The organism is Synechococcus sp. PCC 7335 (assembly GCF_000155595.1).
Classification (GTDB): domain Bacteria; phylum Cyanobacteriota; class Cyanobacteriia; order Phormidesmidales; family Phormidesmidaceae; genus Phormidesmis.
In genome coordinates, this window is record NZ_DS989905.1 from 544,084 (window position 1) to 563,814 (window position 19,731).

The following is a 19,731-nucleotide window of genomic DNA, read 5'->3' on the forward strand; positions in this document are numbered from 1 at the left end:
GCGCAATCCTTAACCTTCGCCCGAAAACCAATACCCCAAAAACTCAAACCCCCGCGCGACCCGACCAATAAACGTCTTCTCCGGATGCTTCACCACCCGGAGCACATTCATCACCCCATTCACCACCCGAATCGCCCGCCGCAACCTCCACCGCGTCCGCGACAAAACCACCCAATCATCCATAAACCGCACATAAAAGCACCCCAATTTCGCCATCGCATCATCCAACGGCTTCAAATAAAGCGCCCCCATCAACGGCGACAACGGACACCCCAAGGAGATCCCCTGGGAAATATCCACATACTCCCCCCCATCCGACACAAACCGCGCCAAATACTGCCCCACCAACCCCAAAACCTTTTCATCATCCACATACCCCGCCACCTGCCCATACAATATCCCCTGATCAATACAGGCGTAATATCCCTTCACATCCGTCCGAAACACAAACACATTCTTAGCGACATTCCGTGCTACCTCCCGCACCGCCGCCTTCATCCCTCCACTCCCTGCCAGATGAAATACCCGCTCCGACAAATGCGGCCGCAACACCTCTCCCAACACAATCGCCATCGCTTTCAACACCAACGCATCCATCGCACACCACAACTCAACGATGCGTTCCTTCCCCCGAATCAATCGCTGCTCCTGAAATCGATACGTCCCTGCCAGCAACTGCGCCTGCAAGATCGGTTTCTTTTGAGTCCACCACCGCCGCACCTGCCACACATCATCATTATTGTGGTGATAATCCTTGCGGGCATTGCTTAACCACGCATAGGCCCGATCAATCACCTCATCTGACGCAATTCGCCCAATCAACCCTGACATACCCTTAAAAGAACCCCCACATCGGTTGTTCCGCGTCGCAACACTTCCAATTGATATAATGCTTTGGAGAACGACACTACGTAAATGCTCAAAGAAGAATTGATAACCAAGACATAGTAAGAATCAAAGCACCCCATAGCACTAAGAGATCAAAATACAGAAAGCACAGAAGGTTTGTGATATGTATATACGAAAATGCGGGCTGGAAAAGAAAAGCAGAGCAATATCACAAAAGAAAAAGATAGGCGAACAAGGCAAGAATATAGTAAGTAAGCTTCCTGCTTTGCTACCCCCTATGACATCACGCGAGGCTCAGGAAACATATCTCAAAAATCAACAAAACGTAATTCAAAGAATAAAGAAAGACGTTGATGGAACGACAGTTGATCTAACACGCGGATACACATCATGGGAAAGAGATGGTAAATGGCACATTAACTGGGCATTAGGCGAGGGCGATGTCTACCACGTCACGAGCGAAGATTACAATCCTAAAAAACATTATTTCTTTACTTGGCGAGCAGGCGTGATTGAAGACGCTGTTGCACCCAAAGATATGAAAGGAAGAAAAGGTACGAGTAATAAATTTTCAGCTCTTCCTTCAGCAGTGCAGAGCTTTATTCGTAATAACATTAGCGAGCTGGTAGGCCGTTAAGCCTAGCCTGGCCTCGTCGCACAGATTCCATCCCATACCGCCACACGATCAATTATTTCCATACCCAAATAAAACTTTCTGCCAGGACCGTACAAATAAAAAAGGTGCGTTACGCTTCGCTAACATACCCTACCGGTTTCCATCACCATCTGCGATGATTTGTGTATTACATTTTTCTTGTTACGATTCCGATAGAATTATCTGTTATCAGCCGCTTTTGACCCGCGCGATGCCATAGGCAATATGTTTGAGGAGATCCGGACCCATGTTTGAATCCACACAGCGTAAACGAGACAAGCAGACTCAAACGAAATCCGAAGCAGATAACTATTGGCTGCCCGCGTGGCAACAGCAAGATGTTAGCTCGACTCCGATGCAGCGGCAGGCCGCAATGTACTACGACGTGGATGCCATGCTAGACAAAGTAGCATCAGAGCAAGACACCGCTGTTCAACGACAAAGCGCTGATCAAACAAACGAAAACCGCACCGGCATGCCCGATCGTCTAAAGTCTGGTCTAGAAAACCTCTCCGGCTACGATCTCTCCAACGTCCGCGTCCGCTATAACTCCCCCAAACCAGCCCAACTCAACGCCCATGCCTACGCTCAAGGACAGTCTATCCACCTCGCCCCTGGCCAAGAAAAACATCTCCCCCACGAAAGCTGGCACATCGTACAACAAATGCAAGGACGAGTGAAACCCACTATGCAAGCTCACGGTGTAGACATCAACGATGATGTCGCCCTAGAACGAGAAGCTGATCGCATGGGAGCAAAAGCCGCTCGCGGATAATTGTGATAGTAAAGTAGCTTCTAGATAGCACAGCTTCCCTTTACAATGCCCCACAACCTTTTTCGCATGGTTTTGGCTACAATGAATCATCGGTCATTTCCTGGTGATCCTTATGGTACAAGCGGCTTCCAAATCACTGACATTACAGGAATTTCTGCAGCTACCAGAAACCAAACCTGCCAGTGAATATATTGATGGAAAAATTATTCAAAAGCCGATGCCAAAGGGACGCCATAGCCGCCTACAAGGAAAGCTTTGTGCCACTATCAATCAAGTCGCAGAGGAATCTAAACTAGCCTACGCTTTCCCAGAATTGAGATGTAGCTTTGGTGGGCGATCCATTGTTCCAGATGTAGCAGTTTTTGGTTGCGACCGGATTCCGTTTACGTCAACCGACGAAGTCCCCGATAGCTTTGACCTACCTCCTGATTGGACAATCGAAATTCTTTCTCCAGACCAACGACCCAATAAGGTATTAGGAAATATCCTTCATTGTTTAGAGCATGGCAGTCATCTGGGTTGGTTTATTGATCCTGATGACCGTAGCATTCTAGTATTTCAATCAAAGCAACAGCCTATTTTATGGCAACCTGAACAGCACCTTCCTGTTTTGCCTAAGGTGGAATTAACCCTTACCGTTCCTCAGATATTTTCCTGGTTAAAAATGGGGTAACGATTGATCACGAGATCGATATAATTCAACAGTTCATATAAGGCTCCCGTACCCAATGCCCCTTAACCGGTGACGGCATGAACCCAGCTCAATTGTCTCAAAATGCAACCTGCATTGATCGCGAACTCACCTGGTTCAACACCTTCTTAGAACATCGCATCAAACTATATTTTGAAGGCGAACCACCACCAGACAATCTGCTTGCACTGATCCCACCACCGAAGCTGTCCCAAACCGATGCACCCTACGCCACAATTGTGCATCACCTGCAACTACAGCCATCAGAACGCCTAGTCCTCTGCCTGTGCCTGATCCCCCACCTCAAGCCCTACCTCCTCGACACATTTTTTATCCATAACCAAAACCTCGATCGCGGCTATACCGAATTCGGTGGCCTCACCGGCAATTCTCACAGCGGTTTTCTCCCTACCTGTGAAACGGCCATATTTTTACTCGCCGGTGACAACCTCTCCGCCCGCATCCGATACGACAGCATTTTCCAGCCTAAGCATATCCTATTCACCCTGGGCATCCTCACTCTCGACTATCAACACTTCAACGAACCCCCTCTATCTGCCGCCATTAACCTAAGCCCTGAATATCGCCAACTGCTCATCACAGGAAAGCCCTACACCCCCAGCTTTAGTAACGAATTCCCAGCCCAAGAAATCACTACCGCATTAGTCTGGGATGATCTTGTGCTCGATCCTGCCACCCGCCAGGAGATTGACCATATTCTCACCTGGATTCAAAACAAGGACCTCCTGATGGAACACTGGCAGCTAAAACAGCGAGTCAAGCCAGGCTATCGCAGTCTTTTCTATGGTCCTCCGGGTACCGGCAAAACCCTAACGGCCTGTTTACTTGGAAAAAAAGCAGGTTTACCCGTTTTCCGAGTCGAGCTATCAAAAGTCCTGTCAAAATACATCGGAGAAACCGAAAAGAACCTGGCCATGCTGTTTGATCAGGCACAGTATCACGATTGGATCTTATTTTTTGACGAAGCCGACTCCCTATTTGGTAAACGCATAGAGTCCCAAACATCTAATGACCGAGCTGCCAACCAACAGGTTTCGTATCTGTTACAACGGATTGAAGACTATTCTGGTCTTGTTATTCTAGCTACAAATTTACAGTCCCACTTAGACAATGCCTTTGCCCGCCGGTTTCAATCCATGATCCGGTTTCCTAAACCCAATGCCGAGCAACGATTGCGACTATGGCTAGATACCTTTATGAACAAGCCCTTCCAAGTGGCTAAGGATGTAGACTTTAAAGGTTTAGCCAATGAGCACGAGCTAACAGGCGGCAATATTATTAATATCCTGCACTACGCCTGTATTAAAGCTGTTAGCCGTAAACCACAAAAAGTCTGCAAAGACGATGTGCTCAACGGTATTCAGCGCGAGCTACAAAAAGAAGGCAATCTCAGTCGAAGAGCAAGAAACACCTTTCGAGATAGCCTACCAACAATCACCAAAGGAAATAGTCATCGCCCTGTAGAACAACCGCTATGGTTTGACTCATATGGCAAATAGAAGGTGAAAAGGCACTCATTAAGAATCAGTAGCTTGTTCCACAAGCCTCTGAAGGTACTGAAGCGCTTCCTGTGGCGAGAGTAAGATAAATTCGCCCTGACACAGCAGCTCATACTGCCCACTTCGATACCCATGCGCTGAAATTAATTTCTTTTCCATAGCCTCAGTCGCCAGTGCGTACAGTTGGTTCGCACTAATGGTATCCAGTTCCAAATTCATTCTATTTTTGAGAGTATCTAACCCTGGTGAATTGAACTCACCAGACGACTGATCATTTTGCTCATTCGATTGGTCACCATCATGATTCATAGAGAACTATAAAATAACGACGCTAGGAAATATAGTAACCAAATTTAATGCGGAGCGAATGAGGCATTACGCACGGACCTGCGACACTCTCGTTAACGCGCCATCTACTGAACCCCCTCCGCAACACCACAAAGTTGTTACATGTATCCGATTTTACCCTTCAGGCCTAGCCCTCTGACGTGCCTAGCTCCATCTTATCGCCACAGACCTTATCTAAAGAGAGCAGTGCCTGCCATACCTAAGGCACACCAATACACAGCAGAACAAAGGCCTCTCAGCAACAACAACTCATAAAGAAAAATATATTTCTTTTGTTACCAAAAAGTTCGTTGCTCAGCTGCTTCGCGAGAAATTACTAATACCCCCATTTCAAATCCGTTATTTCTTTTGGCAAGATGGAATCCTCATTATTCCCATGGGGAAATTGAAATTCGCGGTATTTTGTAAAGCGTTATGAATTTATAGCGCCAGAAACAGAGAAGTATCGTTAACTGGAAAAAGATGGTATAAATTAAATGCTAAATGCAATTAGGAGCCGCTCGGCTCCCAATTGCAAGTGATCCTATCTCTAAGCTTTCGTCTTTTAGAAGACTTTGAGAAGATACTCGTATTCTAAGTGAAACAATAATTGGGAAAGCCTTTTGAGGGCTTGATAGCCCGACTAACGGTCTATTCTATCAGATCTAAAAGGCCTGCATAACCGGAGTTATTTCGCTTAGCTTTTTATAAAAGACCTAGTTTGTTGTTTAGGAGGTTAGCTCATGGCAATCTTCTAAAACGTTGTTGACCCGTTAACTATAGTTACTGTTCGCGAACGTTTTGATTGAAGCAATACTACTAACTAAAGTAACAGTGCCTTCCGTCAACTGAGTTTTTGATGTTGCGATAGAAGCCACAACAATACATCCGAAAGGAGAATCACCAGCATGGCTTTAGACTACTTTGCACCAGGTGTTTACGTTGAAGAAGTAGACCGGGGCAGTCGTCCGATCGATGGCGTTAGCCTGAGTGTCGCCGGGTTTGTGGGGTTTACAGAAGATGTTCGGAGCGATGCCGAACTGTTTGAACCCATGATGATTACCACCTGGGGGCAGTATCTCGAATTTTTCGCTAAACCTGGCTCCGACGGATTCACCGACTTTGGGGCTTATTTACCCTTTGCAGTACAAGGCTGGTTTATGAATGGCGGCGGGCGCTGCTGGGTCGTTAGCATCGGCACCCAGCTACCCGGTTCACCACAACCCACCGCCGCTGAAACAGCTACGAAAATGCCCACCTCCAATGGCAAGCCCTCCATATCCTGTTATCTCAAGGACTCAGAAGCATCCGAAGGTGCCTCATTAGCCCTCCCCGCCAGCAGTGGCCGCCTGACGGTTGTCGTTAAAAATAGCGAACCCAAGCCATTGTCCGACGATGCCGATGAAAATGCCGAACCACCACTCAATAATGGTGAATATTTCACCATTGAGGTGAAAAGTGGGAGTGAGACTCTCCAGACTTATGAGCACCTCACCATGAATTCAGAGGTAGAAACAACAATCGCCGACTATGCTGTTACTGCTCTCGAAGACTCACCCGTGCTCAACTTCGAAGATACCTCCCAGGTAGGACAAGCCCTTTCACGGCGTCCGGCCAATGGTGTCTATGAAATTTCTCCACCGCCATATGTAAGCTCTCCAGATCGCTTCAATCGTGACCTACAAGGCAATCGAGATGAGCGCACAGGCATTCAAGGACTTTATGAAATTGATGAAGTCGCGATGGTAGCTTGCCCTGATCTGTTATTGGCCTACGAAAACCGGCTAATTAACCTAGACCAAGTCCATGGGGTCATGGAAATGATGCTCAGCATGTGTGAAAACTCATTTCCAGGTCCAGCCTACCGCATGGCCGTGATTGATCCGCCCCCCATAAAACCTAGTAAAGGCATGGAGCCAGTCGCTCCAAGTCGGCAACGCCCGGCAGATGTCGCCACGTGGCTAAAGTTGTTTAACCGTCGCTCCATGTTTGGAGCTACCTATTATCCCTGGGTTAAGGTGCCCAATCCCCGTGACGGCGGAAAACCAAAGTTAGTCCCACCTTCAGGGCACATGATGGGGATTTGGTGTCGTACGGACCAAGACCGTGGTGTCTTCAAAGCACCCGCCAATGAAACACCGCGCGGGGTGATTGGGTTAGCCTATGAGACAAACATGCGGGAGCAAGAGTTACTCAATCCATTGGGCATCAACTGTATCCGAAACTTTGCTAGCTACAACCGGGGTCTCAAAGTTTGGGGGGCTCGCACCTTAGTCGAGCCTGACAATGTGCAGTGGCGCTATATCAGCGTCCGCAGGCTCTTAAGCTACATTGAAAAGTCCATCGAAATGGGCACCCAGTGGGTTGTTTTTGAACCCAACGATTCAGACCTATGGGCGCGGGTGAGTCGCACAGCTAGTAACTTTTTAGAAAGACTATGGCGTGATGGGGCGTTATTTGGTAGCTCTCCGTCAGAGTCGTTTTATGTCAAGTGCGATGCCGAACTCAACACCGAAGAAACCATCAAGTTAGGACGCCTCTACGTCGAAATTGGCGTATGCCCCGTACGTCCAGCAGAATTCGTTATTTTCCGAATTAGCCAGTGGGCACCTAATCAATAGTGTTTAATCGACAATGTTTATATAGTCTTATTGGCTAGTAATAAAACAGAGTTCTGTTCTATCGGTAGCCACCTGAATCCATCTCGTCTATGACCAAGGAGTAAAGAGTCATATCATGGCTGAGCTAACTAAGCCAATTGCCCCCAGTAGTTTTTACCTAGAATTAGCAGGGGTCTGTGAAGGCGAAAAATCCGTATTCAAGAGTGTTAACATCCCCGACTATTCCCCCAAGGTTCAGGGCGGACAACAAGCTGTAGGTACCACCAAAGGCGGTAAAACAGTTTGGCAAGTCAATTCAGCCGGTTTTGAAGGACTGTTCACCTTTGACTGTGTTTGTATTGCCAGTGGTGACAGTGATAGCACCAGCAAAAAGCTCTATGAGTGGTTTGAAAAATGTTTGCCAGCCTCGAATGGCGGTAAAAGTACCTGGACCGACAACAAAGTCGACGGCAGTATTACCGCCTATAACACGGATGGTGAAGAAGTTGCTAAGTGGCAGTTTGCGGAGGCTTGGCCATCCAAATATAAGTGTGCCGATCTCGATGTCACAGCCGATGCTTACATCGAAGAAACCTACACCATTACCTGCGAAAAATTTAACCGTACCTAGTAATTGAGAGCCCGTAATTTAGGTCCAGTAATTTAGCAAGAGAAAAAATGGTTCAATATCTTACCAATTCAAAGTTTTACTTTGAAATTGATGGCGTGACATCATTAGCATTGAAAACCTGTAGTGGCCCAGAAATTGAAATGGAGGTCGCTGGAGGAGACGCGGCCATTGGTGTGACTAAAGATGCCAAAACCCAAACCCAGGCAACGATTGGGAACGTGAAATACAACAGTACCATCACCTTGACCTATGTAGCTGGGAATGAAAGCGATCACCAGAAGTTATCCGACTGGTACAACGATTGTCACCCAGATGCTTTCTCTGGCGGGGCCTCTAAGGCCATGGATAGCCGTAAAACAGGTTCCCTGGTGATTTATAATCCTAATGCAAAGGAGGCAATGCGATATAACTTTACCGACTTATTTCCTGGCACTAAAAAACAAATCGGTAGCTTAGCGGTTGATAGTGGCGGTAGCTTAGCTGAAGATACTTTAGAACTCTTTTTTACTCAAGTTGTTCGAGTTGCATAAGGCGGATGGTCTTTCCTGAAATTTTAACAAAAGCCCGATTCTACTTAGAACTAAGACTAGACGGTAGCGTTGATTCCACCGATGGTTACTTTATGGAATGTTCTGGATTTCAGCGGTCACAAGATGTGATCGAAATTTCTGAAGTAACACCCCAAGTTTGGGGTAAAGATGGTCGCAGTAGTGGCCATGTGGTGCAATCCAAAATTCCAGGTAACAGTTCTTATACCAACATTACCCTGAAGCGCGGTCTCACCATTTCCACAGCCTTTTGGGATTGGATGGATACTATTAGCATGGGAAACTGGAACGATCAGCGGCGTAATGGCGCATTGTGTCTCTATGGCCAATCCGGAAAAGAACAATTTCGATTTGAATTCACAGGGGCTTGGCCCGTCACCTATAAAATCTCTGATCTGGATGTTAATGGTGCCGAACACAATATAGAAGAAGTCGAAATTGCGGTGGAATCCCTCAAACGGTTAAAAGTTTAACTTTATAAGGAAAGGTAGGTTATGACAGCGATTCAATTAGGAAACGATCTTGGGTTAGCCCCCCCCAAGGCACGCCCTTCCCTCAAACCTATAGAACCTGTGGTTCCATCATCGTCAGAACCCCAGGCTCCAGCCTCGTCCATCACAAGTTCATCCTTAGAAGATGTCGAGGCGCAGAGCCCCTTCCAATCTGGGACACAAACAGAGTTTAGCTTTGAGTTGCCCATTGGTTATATGGATGCCATGGGTCAATCTCATCGTCAGGGCATCATGCGGTTGGCCCGCACAGTCGATGAAATTTCCCCCATGTCCGATCCACGGGTACAGGCAAATCCAGCCTATGCCACGGTGATTATTCTGGCCCAGGTAATTTTATCCCTAGGGACTTTACCAGAGGTGAGTCCGGTGGTGATTGAAAATATGTTTGCCGGGGATCTTAATTACTTACAAAATTTCTACCGCAAAATTAATCGCCTTGAAGACTAAAATCATCGTCTAATAACCTAGAGAAAAGGTTCACCCATGAACAGTCACAGCCGAAGTCACAGCCGAGAAAATCCCATGACCGGGGCTGAAAATGCGACCTTTCTTCCCCCCTTTAGCTCGGTGGCCAATCCAGTCGGTTTTGTTGCGCCCGCTATTTTACAAAGCCATCAGCCGTTAGCAGTTAGGCGAATGATGGCAAAGGTGGCCGTTAGGCTAGCCCATGACCCCATGGCCATGCAACTATTTTGCGATCGGATTTATCAGTTGCTCTCTGAGGATGTGCGATCTCAGCATGAACGCGCCCATCGCCATAGCAAACGCTATTAGCATCTATGCTAATAGCGTTTAAACAGAGTAAACCACCATCAAAATTAATGATCGACAGGAGGTGATCAGAATGGCGAACGGCAACCAATCTGCCGTATCAAGTGTTGCAGACTACGTAACCACTAATCGCTTCTACGTTGAAATCGAAAGCAAGATCACCGCCTCTTTTACAGAATGTACTGGGTTAGGCGTGCAAGTTAAAAAAGAGACCGTGGAAGAAGGTGGCTTAAACGATCAACAACGCATTCTATTAGGCAAGCCAGACTTTTCAGACGTCACTCTTAAACGGGGTCTCAGTGGCAATCAAGTATTTTGGGATTGGCTCAGCGCCTTGTTTGCACCACGAGACGAAGGAACAGGAATTAAAGAACATCGCCGAAACATTAACATTTTGGTCTTTAACCAAGCTGGAAACATTCAACAATGTTGGACCTTGATCGGTGCGGTTCCTATCGGTTGGCAGGCACCATCGCTTCAAGCCGATGGTAGTACTGTGGCCATTGAGGAACTTACCTTAGCCTATGAAGGCCTAAATGTCACCTTTGGCAATGGCGGCGGCGGCGCGATCATACTGGACAATCGTTCCAAAACTGGCTTTTTTGTGAGCAACTAACCTATGGCAAAGCAGCTGGGCCATCGCTCCCCATTAGGTTTATCACGTCCCTTAGGTGCAATTGGATGGGGACAACACTGCCACCTGGGCACGCCGTCACTATCATTTCTAGATCTCAAGACCTTTTATCCTCACGGCTTTCCCTCTGGCTTTTCCCCTGGCTTTCCCACGATAGAACCAGGGGAAACACGTTCAGCCAATCAAGGCGAGCAGGGCAACAGTGGAACCAACAGTAGGACCAACAGTGGGACAACTACGGCCCAATTGGCATCACATCAGTCAAGACCAGAGATAGCGACAGAGATAACGGCAAATATACCAGCAGATTCAGTGGTTAAGCGCATCACTAAACCTGACTCAGCATTCCTGAACCTCGCCCAAGCCTCCCTATCCCCCCTGCTCAAATCAGGGCCCAACTCAGGGACTGAAGGCAGCGTAACTCAACCCAAATCATTTCGGGCTAACCTACAGAGTTACTTCATGGGAGCACCCCAACAGCAGCCCCCAACAGCAGCCTTCGCCACCACAAACGAAGTTCCAACGAACCAAGTCCCTGCAAATGGAATCCCTGCTTCAGTAGAGACATTTCCAACAACCAGTCAGCCGGAATCACTCTCGCCGCCAACTATTCAACCAGTCAAATCCATTGAGCCCGTTGCACCTGTTGAACCCGCTAAACAACCTGTCAAACAAATAGAGAGCGCAGCAGCGCCGAATCCCACTGCTGCTATTCAACGTCAACATGCACCATCAGTTGATGGCAAAAAAACGGACCATCCCTCTGTGTTTGGATCAGCAGATAAGGTGAACGCTCCCCATCAAACTGTTGCCAGTCCTGGTCCCCTTTCGTCATTTATGGACACTGCTGCCACCAGCTCAAAGAGCTCAACTGAGATATCCCTTCCAGCATCAGAAACAGCGCTTGATCCGCCTAGCGTTATCCAACAAAAACCTGACGTTTCCCAGTCCTCATCCAGTCCAGCTCAGCTTTCTACCAATCAGGACCGATCCGATGACACAGCCCCCCCATCCATAGGCGAGCAATCCACGAGCACACCCCCACCAACATTGGGAACAGGAAACAAGCCTGCTCCATCGATTCAACGCAAAAATGCACCGTCAATCGACAGCCAACCTATCGGCCAACCGTCTGTTGCTAGGTCGGTTGATGAGGCAAGCAATGTCCATCAAACTGTTTCTAAGCCTAGTCCGACGTCGTCATTAATAGACGCTGCCCCCTCAAAGAACTCAACTGACTTATCTCCTCCAGCATCGGCGGCACAGCCTGCTCATGTTTCTATCATCCAACAAAAAACTGACATTCCGCCATCCTCAGTCAGCCAACTTTCTACCAATCAGAGCCGACCTGATAACATAGCGACCCCTAACAAGGAAGCTCAATTAACTAGTGCATTTCCTCCAGCATTGGAAACAGGGCCAAATCCTGCACCGCCTCCATTGATTCAACGTAAAAATGCACTGTCAACCGACAGCCAACAGATCGGTCAACCGGCTGTTGCTAAGTCGGATGATGAGACAAGCAATGTCCATCAAACTGTTTCTAAGCCTATTCCAACGTCATCATTAATAGACGCTACTGCTACCAGCTTTAATAACTCAACTGATATCTCTCCTCTAGCATCAGAAGCAGCCCCAGCTCCTTCTTCCATCGGCCAACAAAAGCCTGACGTTTCCCAGCCCCCCGTCAGCCCAGCTCAGCTCTCTACAAATCAGGAACAACCCAATAACACAGCTAACCCTATTAAAGAGCCTAATACCCAAACATCTAGTCCAGTAGAAGCTTCTGAACCGATTCAGAGACTGAATAATACCCCCTTAGACAAGAACTTGGGCGCTCCATCTGGCACCCCACCACAATCATCAAAGAGCCCCCAGGGAAATCAAGCTTTGGGACCCTTCAAACCGATTCAACACTCGCCATCACCAAAAGCGGCACATGTTTCTCCATCAGTCCCAGTAAGTCAATTGGCCATAGAGGCCCCCTCCCAGTCTGATGTCTCTAGCTTCCAGAGTGAATCTCAACAGCCGAGCCACCAAAATCCCGCCACCGCTAAACTGCTAGAACCATCAGGTACGGTTTTACCCTCAGCAACACCGTCTGCTGAATCTGTACAACGTAAGGCCCAAGCGCCTATACCACCAGTTGTGGAGTCTAGCTCACCTAAGACTCAACTAGTCCGTCAATCCTTAGATTCTGAGTTAGAAGCCACTATTACAGACACTTCTACACATCCATCTTTAGAAGCGAGCCAGCGCTCAGCAAATAGTTCTAATACTTCCGAAGATATTGCATCTCCCATAGCGAGCCAACCACAACATCACAGTTTCCACCCGTCAGCATCCGAGGTCCACTCTTTGGCCGCTGACGATATATCCCTTGCAAGTCATTCTCCAGGGACTCATCCTCTGGGTAAGAATGACAGGATAGCCAGCGAGCAAGCAGCATCAGCTTTATCTCCAACCAATCAACCATCCATTCAACGGGCGAGTCCCACTAGCTATCAGGTGTCACGTGATCAATTATCCAATGGCGATATGCCCGGCGCTGAAGCAATCATTCAACGTTCCGAAGCCTCTATCCAACAGTCTGAGACACCTCAACAGCTTTCTGTAGAAACAGCTCAGTCAGTAACACAGCTATCGGTTTCAATCGAAGAGAATACAAACCAGATCAACACAGGTATCGATTCTCAGAGTCAATCTAGCAACCAGTCAGGTACACCTCCATCCTCAGCCTCTTCTGAGCAAACCAAAATACTAAATTCGCCTGGGGTTACCCTCTCCGGACCAAACCTGAAAAACCAACAATCCCTTCAAACAGACGCCCCTACTATTGTTCAGCGCACAGCCAATCTGACCAATCAGTTTTTTGAGCCCCACCAGACAGCCACCATTCAGGCCATGAAGGAAACTGGGGAGGTCACCCCATTACAACTCACTCCCATAGAGTCAACAGAACCTGACCCACGACCTCTACAGCCAACGGCAGAGCAACCCTCCGCAGCTTCTCCATCGGAGTCAATTACTCCGATGCTCCCTCCCCCGCAAACCTTAGATACAGAACCGATTCAGCGAGCACCTCAGTCCCCTGAGTTTATTACCCCAGTTACACCATTCTCCCAAGCCTCAGTTACAGCCTCGAGCCATCACGCCGCCCAGTATCCCAATCAATCGACTACTGCTGAGGAAATTTCACCCCTTGCCCAAAGCCCTAATATCTCACCTGTAGAATTAGTACAATTTGCTTACCCCCTCACGCCTCCACCGGTTTCGCTAACCAATAAAGTAAGCGAAGCACCCAATAATTCTGCCAATACACCCATTCAACGGACGCCACAATTACCGGGCCCTCTTCCAAATGAACACAATCATCATGAGGGCAGTCAGAATAAGGGAAACCAGAACAGGGAGAAGTTATCAAATCAAGTATTCATTGAGTCTGGTCAGACCACTGCACCAGCCCCCCTTTCTGCTGAAATCATTCAGCGCAGCACTAATATAATTGAGAATGCGGCCATCAACACCGCTCCACCCCTCAACAACAAACAGCAAAAACATATCGACAAACCCTCCAATCTACTTCCATCAAGTCAAATCAACGAGAGAGCACAGCAAAGCACCCATCACACCCAGTCTTCAGAGGTTTCAATCACTAGCCGGTCTAGCCCGCGATCGCTATTAGGCACCCCAGAGAAGAGCCTGCAGGAACCAGCGGTGCAGCGATCTCCAACAGATATACAGCAATCTACGTCTGTTACCTCTCAGACAACGCATTCCCAACCAGACGCCTTTCCTCTCAATACCTCCCAACCTGCGCCATTACCGAAGGTTCTCAAACCCTTGGGAGTATTACGCTCTCTTCAATCTGTAGTACAACCCAGCGCAAAAGCCAGTCCCTCCTCCACCGAATCTGAATCTTCCTATACAGTCCAGAACGCATCAACTGAATTTCTTGAAAAACAGATCAAGTCTGTGCAATCTGTACAGCATTCTAAGAGAGGCCCGGTATCTAATGGCACTTTCAATAACTCTAATGTGGTATTGCGATCGCAATACACAATGCAAGCCAAACCAGCACTATCCCCACCCATTTCAACTATCCCAAACGCCTGTCCACCCATCGTTTCAGATCAGGTGGCCATCCCTCATCCGAATGTTGATAGTATCCAAAACATTCAGCTAAAAGTACTCAAACCAATTAGTGCGCTGCGCCCCTTACCCTCTTTAAAGTCATCGGTAGAAACCCATTATCAACCTAGCCAGCTCAGCGATCACCCACCATCTGCAAATACTCCCCATGTCTCGACGCCAGACCCTCCCAATACGTCCCAGGCTACTAGCCCTATCCAACGACAAGCACAACAACAAAACAGAGACCAAGGGCTTCCCAGCGAATGGTCGAGTATAGAGGACTTGGCAACCCATATGATATCCTCGTCCCTAGAAGCTCCGCCATTAGCAAAGCCTTATCCCCAAGCCCCAACAAATCACACCCCTGTCCAATCATCTTCGCTATCTCCAGACCACTCCACTGTTCAACGACAGGCAGAGGCTGATCAAATATCAGATCAGCCAACCGGAGCGCAAGCCTTTCCCAGTAGCTGGTCTAACATCGAAGATCTTGTCACTCATTTCCAGCCCACGTCTAACACAAAAATATCTGCTAAGCAGTCTTCTTCTAATGCTAGAGCACCATCTACCACCCAACCCATAACAGACATCAAGTCAAACCCAACCAATACAGCGCAGTCATCAACAGCATCCATCAGCCGAACTACGGCCACTCAGCATCCCACGACCAACTCCTCTATTTCGGTCCAAAGAAAAATTACACCACCAAACACCACCACTCCCGTCAATGTGGTCCAACTGGAGCAAGATTACCCCACAATTACTATCCGCCGAGCATCAAACACCAACCAAGCTGAGGAATCCCATGACATTCCAAACTATAGCCATTACCTGGAATTGCTCACCCAAGAAGTTTACAGTCTTCTAAGACAACGCCTTTGTTTAGAGCAGGAGCGCCGGGGTCCTAAATACCCCCGGTGAGTTATCTAACCCTTACCCCAGTCAACGTTTCACTACGAAAAGTTTCACCACAACAAAGTATCAACCCTCATAAGTTGTATTAACCGATGAGTACCTTCGTCAAAGCTAAATTGATTGCCCAAGGAGGTGGCAACAATATTGAGTTTATGTTTAATCCGACTGAACTAAGTTTCAGTCGAAGGCTCAACATTAACAAACCTGAGGGTTCTCGAACTGACAAGGGGCTCCCTAAAGTAAGCTTTGGCTCCCCTCAGCCCTACAGTGTCAATGTATCTGGGCTGATATTTGACACCTACGAAACGGGTGAAAATGTTGTCGATAAATATGTCGAAAGTTTTCGACAGGCTGTTGAATTTATGGACAGTCGGGAGCGCCCTCCCATTTATCTCTTAACCTGGGGAAAGCAAGAATATTTACGCTGCTTTATTGAGTCCCTATCCTATAAACTCACTATGTTTTTAGCTGATGGCACACCTGTTCGAGCCACTGTGGATATTATCCTCACGGAAATTAGTGAAGTTAAGGGCGCTGCAAACTCGAACACACCGAGTCGAGGCAGTACTACTCGCTAAAACTATCGGTTTAGAGATTTCTAAGCCATTGAGACTCATCTGGATCTATTACACTTTCAATGAGATCGTTAGTAATCACCCTCTTTAGACTTAAGTATTCTTTGCGGAGAAAATACTCCATCCATGCCTGTATCCTCCTTTATAGCCCAACCCACCCTCAAAATTGATGGAGCGACGGCATCATCTGAGTTAATGGATGATATCCTCCAAGTTGTCGTGGAGGAGAGTCTACACTTGCCAGGCATGTTTACCCTTGTCATTCGAAATGACTATTATGGTGGTGCTGCCAACGATGAAGTCTGGAAACATGAAAAACTCTTTGAAATTGGAAAATCTATAGAAGTTGGATTTTCCTCTAGCACCACAGAATCGGATGATTTTGATGATGAGAATAAAGGTAATGTAATTAAGGGTGAAATTACTGCGATTGAAACCCATTTCAATAGTGAGGCCCAAGCACCCATCATTGTACGTGGCTATGATGCTTCCCACCGGTTACATCGTGGGCGTCACAACCGATCATTCCAAAATAAAACAGACTCCGACATTGTCAAAACCATCGCATCCGAAGTGGGTATTTCAGTCGGGACGGTAGATGCCACAGGCGGTCCCTATGGCTATGGTGACATCGGTGGGGCCAGTGGATATGTGTTCCAACAAAATCAGACCAATATGGAATTTTTGCGGGAGCGGGCTGCCCGCAATGGTTTTGAACTATTTGTGCAAGATGGAAAGCTATATTTTCGTAAACCCAAGAAGAACAGCACACTAGAACTGGAGTGGTTGAAAAACGTTCACAGCTTTCGGGTTCGGGTTAGCAGCGCAGAACAAATGGAAAGTGTTGAAGTGCGGGGCTGGGACTATAGCCGCAAGGAAGTGATTGCAGAAAGCATTAGCGCTACCAAGCAGGTACTGACAGAAACAGAAAGTGGTTCAGGCAGTAAAACCGTTAGCAGCTTTAATGGCCAGCCCACCACACCCACCTTAATTATGGTGGACCAGCCCATCTCTCAATCTAAAGAAGCCAAAACCATGGCCCAGGCCCTATTTGATGAACTAGGGGGAGAATTTGTACAGGCCGATGCACGAGGAGAGGGGAATCCCCTCATCCGTCCAGGGCAGGTGGTTAAGCTAACGGGAATGGGAAAATATAGCGGTAGTTACTATGTAACAGAAACCCGTCAGCTTTTCCATGAACGAATTTATACCACCGAATTCAGCGTACGAGGCTTACGTGGCGGGGATCTACTGCAAACATTAGAAACTAAAAATACCCTTCAGCCAGGCCAAACAATGATGGCTGGCATCGTTGCCGACAACAAAGATCCCAAAGGGTGGGGACGCGTACGTGTAAAGCTACCGACGCTTACCGAGAAGCATATGAGCAATTGGGCAAGAATTGTTGCCGTTGGCGCAGGCACCAACCGGGGGGTAGATTGGCTACCCGAAATTAACGATGAAGTGTTTGTTGCCTTTGAGCATGGAGACATTCATCGGCCCTATATCTTAGGTGGCGTTTGGAATGGACAAGATACCCCTCCTGAAAAAGTAGACGAAACCGTTGCCAATGGTAAAGTACGTCTCAGAACGCTAACAACACGACTGGGACATACCTTACAATTTGTAGAAGAAGATAAAGGCGATAGTAAAAAAGGCGTTTATCTGACCACCGTAGACAAGCATCAGCTACATCTCAACGATACTGACAAATACACAGAACTAAAAACCATAGACGGTCATCAGCTCAGACTAGATGATAAAGAAAAAAAGATTCAACTAAAGACCAAAAACGGTCACGAAATTGTAATGGATGATGGGGGTAAAAAGGTTGACATCATCTCTACCGGTAGCCTCAATGCCAAGTCAGGGAAAGGTGGAAAAACAGAGAAAATAAATGTTGACGGCGGTGAAATCACCCTGACAGGCACAACCAAAATTACGCTGAAAGTGGGACAAAGTAGCATTGTTCTTAGTAATACAGGCATCGATATCTCAGCAGCTCAGGTGAATGTCAAAGCCAAGATGACTGCCAAGGTAGAAGGTACGATGGTCGATGTTAAGGGTACAGGACCGGTCAATGTGCAAAGTAATGGCATTACAAAAGTCGCTGGCAATATCGTCAAAATTAACTGAAAAATGACCAGCAAAAATTAAAACAGCAAAAATATTAGACAGAAAAACGATGGGAACACAAGTTGTCGCAGGAGCCACGCTGCAATGTTCATTTGGCGTTGCCCCTAGCGTATTAAACGTTATACCCAAAGGCCCGCCAACCATGGCCGGAGGACCACTAGCCGCTAACATCATGGACTATGCCCCCATTGCCAATATTCCACCCTTTGGCGTATGTAGTTCATTAGCCAATCCGACCGTAGCCACAGCGACCGCAGCTGCACTCGGCGTACTCACACCGATGCCATGCATACCCGTCACAGTAGCTCCATGGTTTCCAGGCTCGCCTACCGTTTTGATTAATAATCTCCCTGCCCTAAACAACAGCTCGAAGTGTATGTGCACCTGGGGTGGTGTTATCTCTATTCTAAACCCTGGCCAGGCTACAGTTCAAATCCCTTAGGACACGTAGGTTGCCTGCACCAAAGCGCACTTGAATAACATTCGTCCATTGTTAAGAACTTTTTCGCAAAAAAAGCAAAAATGCTGTTTGTGTTGCAAAAACCTGGGTAGCCCTGCCTTGGTATGCTGAGATGCCCTGATCGCAACCTATCAATGTCCTCCTCACAACCGTTCAAATGGCATCACTTCCGATCAGACGTCATCCTGCTGAACGTGCGCTGGTATCTGCGCTATAGCTTGAGCTACCCAGGTTTTTGCAACACAACCGATTTGGCTAACATACCAATATCTCTCCCATAAGTTACAACAAACGAATATATTTTGCTATAACTGAGCTACTTACAACAATTATCAATAGATATGTCAATAGCTCTTCCTTATCCGAAGCCCAAGCGAGTACATCGATGTTCTAGCTATACACTGCTTCAGAAGTACAAAAAATAACGTAGTTCTTTATTAGAAGATAAGCGTTGGAGGCCATACCGTAACAGCACACAGCTAGCGTTACAGGTGTACGAGCTAACACATCCAGAGGGCGTTTTAACATTTGAAGATCTAGAGCGGGAAACGAACGTAAACAAGCTGGAACTGTATAAAGCCGTTGCACTTCGACTAAGTAAGATGCTGGTCGAAGATCATGTGAATGCTGAGAAGTTGATCGAACCCATAATTTTACCGCAAGGCTAGCTCAGCTATCTTCTCTCTAGTAGCGTTGATAGCTCAGATTTGTGCTTACCCAGAATATGCATATCATGGGCCTTCAGAACCATGCAGAAATCTTGCTACTAGGAAGTTATCGCTGGAATCCTTGATACTATACTTGTAGTTAAGCAACACTTACCAAGATGTCAGCCGCAGTATTACCCCAGCTTCAAACCGTTAGCTCCAAGTTAGAAGCTGAAGCAGCTTCTATCGAACAGCAGCTATTGATGGTAAGAGAGAAGCGAAAGGGGCATTGTCAAGTTGATCTCGATGAGCCAATTTTAGGACAGTTTTATTCGGCAAGTGTCATCTAAT

18 protein-coding genes and 1 pseudogene are annotated in these 19,731 nt (G+C 47.3%); 17 read left to right on the forward strand and 2 right to left on the reverse strand.

Annotated features, from left to right (window positions below):
• Positions 1 to 9: 9 nt before the first annotated feature.
• Entirely contained in the window at positions 10 to 831 is an 822-nt protein-coding gene (locus tag S7335_RS22125; protein ID WP_038019476.1) for a reverse transcriptase/maturase family protein, read from the reverse strand.
• 181 nt (positions 832 to 1,012) lie between these two features.
• On the opposite strand from S7335_RS22125, the gene S7335_RS22130 reads away from it, so the two are divergent.
• The 4 genes from S7335_RS22130 to S7335_RS22145 all read left to right on the forward strand — a co-directional run bounded on the left by S7335_RS22130 (position 1,013) and on the right by S7335_RS22145 (position 4,490).
• Positions 1,013 to 1,486: a hypothetical protein gene (locus S7335_RS22130; RefSeq protein ID WP_038019478.1), complete on the forward strand. Its 474-nt coding sequence runs from the start codon at positions 1,013 to 1,015 to the stop codon at positions 1,484 to 1,486.
• 265 nt (positions 1,487 to 1,751) lie between these two features.
• Positions 1,752 to 2,279: a DUF4157 domain-containing protein gene (locus tag S7335_RS22135; protein WP_006458300.1), complete on the forward strand. Its 528-nt coding sequence runs from the start codon at positions 1,752 to 1,754 to the stop codon at positions 2,277 to 2,279.
• A gap of 112 nt (positions 2,280 to 2,391) precedes the next feature.
• Complete coding sequence (locus S7335_RS22140; RefSeq protein WP_006457759.1) at positions 2,392 to 2,952, forward strand: Uma2 family endonuclease; 561 nt, start codon at positions 2,392 to 2,394, stop codon at positions 2,950 to 2,952.
• Between the two features lie 77 nt (positions 2,953 to 3,029).
• Positions 3,030 to 4,490 (forward strand): ATP-binding protein, encoded by a 1,461-nt coding sequence (locus S7335_RS22145; RefSeq protein ID WP_006458377.1) that lies wholly within the window; start codon positions 3,030 to 3,032, stop codon positions 4,488 to 4,490.
• 18 nt (positions 4,491 to 4,508) lie between these two features.
• On the opposite strand, the gene S7335_RS22150 is transcribed toward S7335_RS22145, so the two are convergent.
• Entirely contained in the window at positions 4,509 to 4,799 is a 291-nt protein-coding gene (locus tag S7335_RS22150; protein WP_050766036.1) for a hypothetical protein, read from the reverse strand.
• A gap of 926 nt (positions 4,800 to 5,725) precedes the next feature.
• On the opposite strand from S7335_RS22150, the gene S7335_RS22155 reads away from it, so the two are divergent.
• From S7335_RS22155 to S7335_RS28120, 13 genes and pseudogenes are all read left to right on the forward strand, one after another.
• Positions 5,726 to 7,438, forward strand: coding sequence for a phage tail sheath C-terminal domain-containing protein (locus S7335_RS22155; RefSeq protein ID WP_006457961.1), 1,713 nt, complete (start codon positions 5,726 to 5,728; stop codon positions 7,436 to 7,438).
• A 115-nt stretch (positions 7,439 to 7,553) separates the two neighbouring features.
• On the forward strand, positions 7,554 to 8,048 hold the full coding sequence (locus tag S7335_RS22160; RefSeq protein WP_006458314.1) for a phage tail protein: 495 nt from the start codon (positions 7,554 to 7,556) through the stop codon (positions 8,046 to 8,048).
• Positions 8,049 to 8,095: 47 nt separating this feature from the next.
• Positions 8,096 to 8,578: a phage tail protein gene (locus tag S7335_RS22165; protein WP_006458218.1), complete on the forward strand. Its 483-nt coding sequence runs from the start codon at positions 8,096 to 8,098 to the stop codon at positions 8,576 to 8,578.
• A 5-nt stretch (positions 8,579 to 8,583) separates the two neighbouring features.
• Positions 8,584 to 9,069 (forward strand): phage tail protein, encoded by a 486-nt coding sequence (locus S7335_RS22170; RefSeq protein ID WP_006457890.1) that lies wholly within the window; start codon positions 8,584 to 8,586, stop codon positions 9,067 to 9,069.
• A gap of 99 nt (positions 9,070 to 9,168) precedes the next feature.
• On the forward strand, positions 9,169 to 9,555 hold the full coding sequence (locus S7335_RS28580) for a hypothetical protein (RefSeq protein ID WP_227500094.1): 387 nt from the start codon (positions 9,169 to 9,171) through the stop codon (positions 9,553 to 9,555).
• 36 nt (positions 9,556 to 9,591) lie between these two features.
• A complete protein-coding gene (locus S7335_RS22180) occupies positions 9,592 to 9,882 on the forward strand; it encodes a hypothetical protein (protein ID WP_157620639.1) in 291 nt (96 codons plus the stop codon).
• A gap of 70 nt (positions 9,883 to 9,952) precedes the next feature.
• Positions 9,953 to 10,495: a phage tail protein gene (locus S7335_RS22185; protein ID WP_006457789.1), complete on the forward strand. Its 543-nt coding sequence runs from the start codon at positions 9,953 to 9,955 to the stop codon at positions 10,493 to 10,495.
• Between the two features lie 3 nt (positions 10,496 to 10,498).
• Positions 10,499 to 15,568 carry a hypothetical protein gene (locus tag S7335_RS22190; protein WP_006458065.1) on the forward strand — a complete coding sequence of 1,690 codons (5,070 nt, stop codon included), beginning with the start codon at positions 10,499 to 10,501 and terminating at the stop codon, positions 15,566 to 15,568.
• Between the two features lie 86 nt (positions 15,569 to 15,654).
• On the forward strand, positions 15,655 to 16,140 hold the full coding sequence (locus S7335_RS22195) for a hypothetical protein (protein WP_006457899.1): 486 nt from the start codon (positions 15,655 to 15,657) through the stop codon (positions 16,138 to 16,140).
• 123 nt (positions 16,141 to 16,263) lie between these two features.
• The gene (locus tag S7335_RS22200; RefSeq protein ID WP_038019481.1) at positions 16,264 to 18,273 is read left to right on the forward strand and encodes a VgrG-related protein; all 2,010 of its coding nucleotides are present in this window, start codon (positions 16,264 to 16,266) and stop codon (positions 18,271 to 18,273) included.
• A 49-nt stretch (positions 18,274 to 18,322) separates the two neighbouring features.
• Entirely contained in the window at positions 18,323 to 18,715 is a 393-nt protein-coding gene (locus S7335_RS27105) for a DUF4280 domain-containing protein (protein WP_071777046.1), read from the forward strand.
• Positions 18,716 to 18,867: 152 nt separating this feature from the next.
• Positions 18,868 to 18,960, forward strand: a pseudogene (locus S7335_RS29025) (IS6 family transposase); the annotation flags it as partial.
• A 599-nt stretch (positions 18,961 to 19,559) separates the two neighbouring features.
• Positions 19,560 to 19,730, forward strand: coding sequence for a hypothetical protein (locus S7335_RS28120; protein WP_006458369.1), 171 nt, complete (start codon positions 19,560 to 19,562; stop codon positions 19,728 to 19,730).
• The last annotated feature ends 1 nt before the right edge of the window (position 19,731 follow it).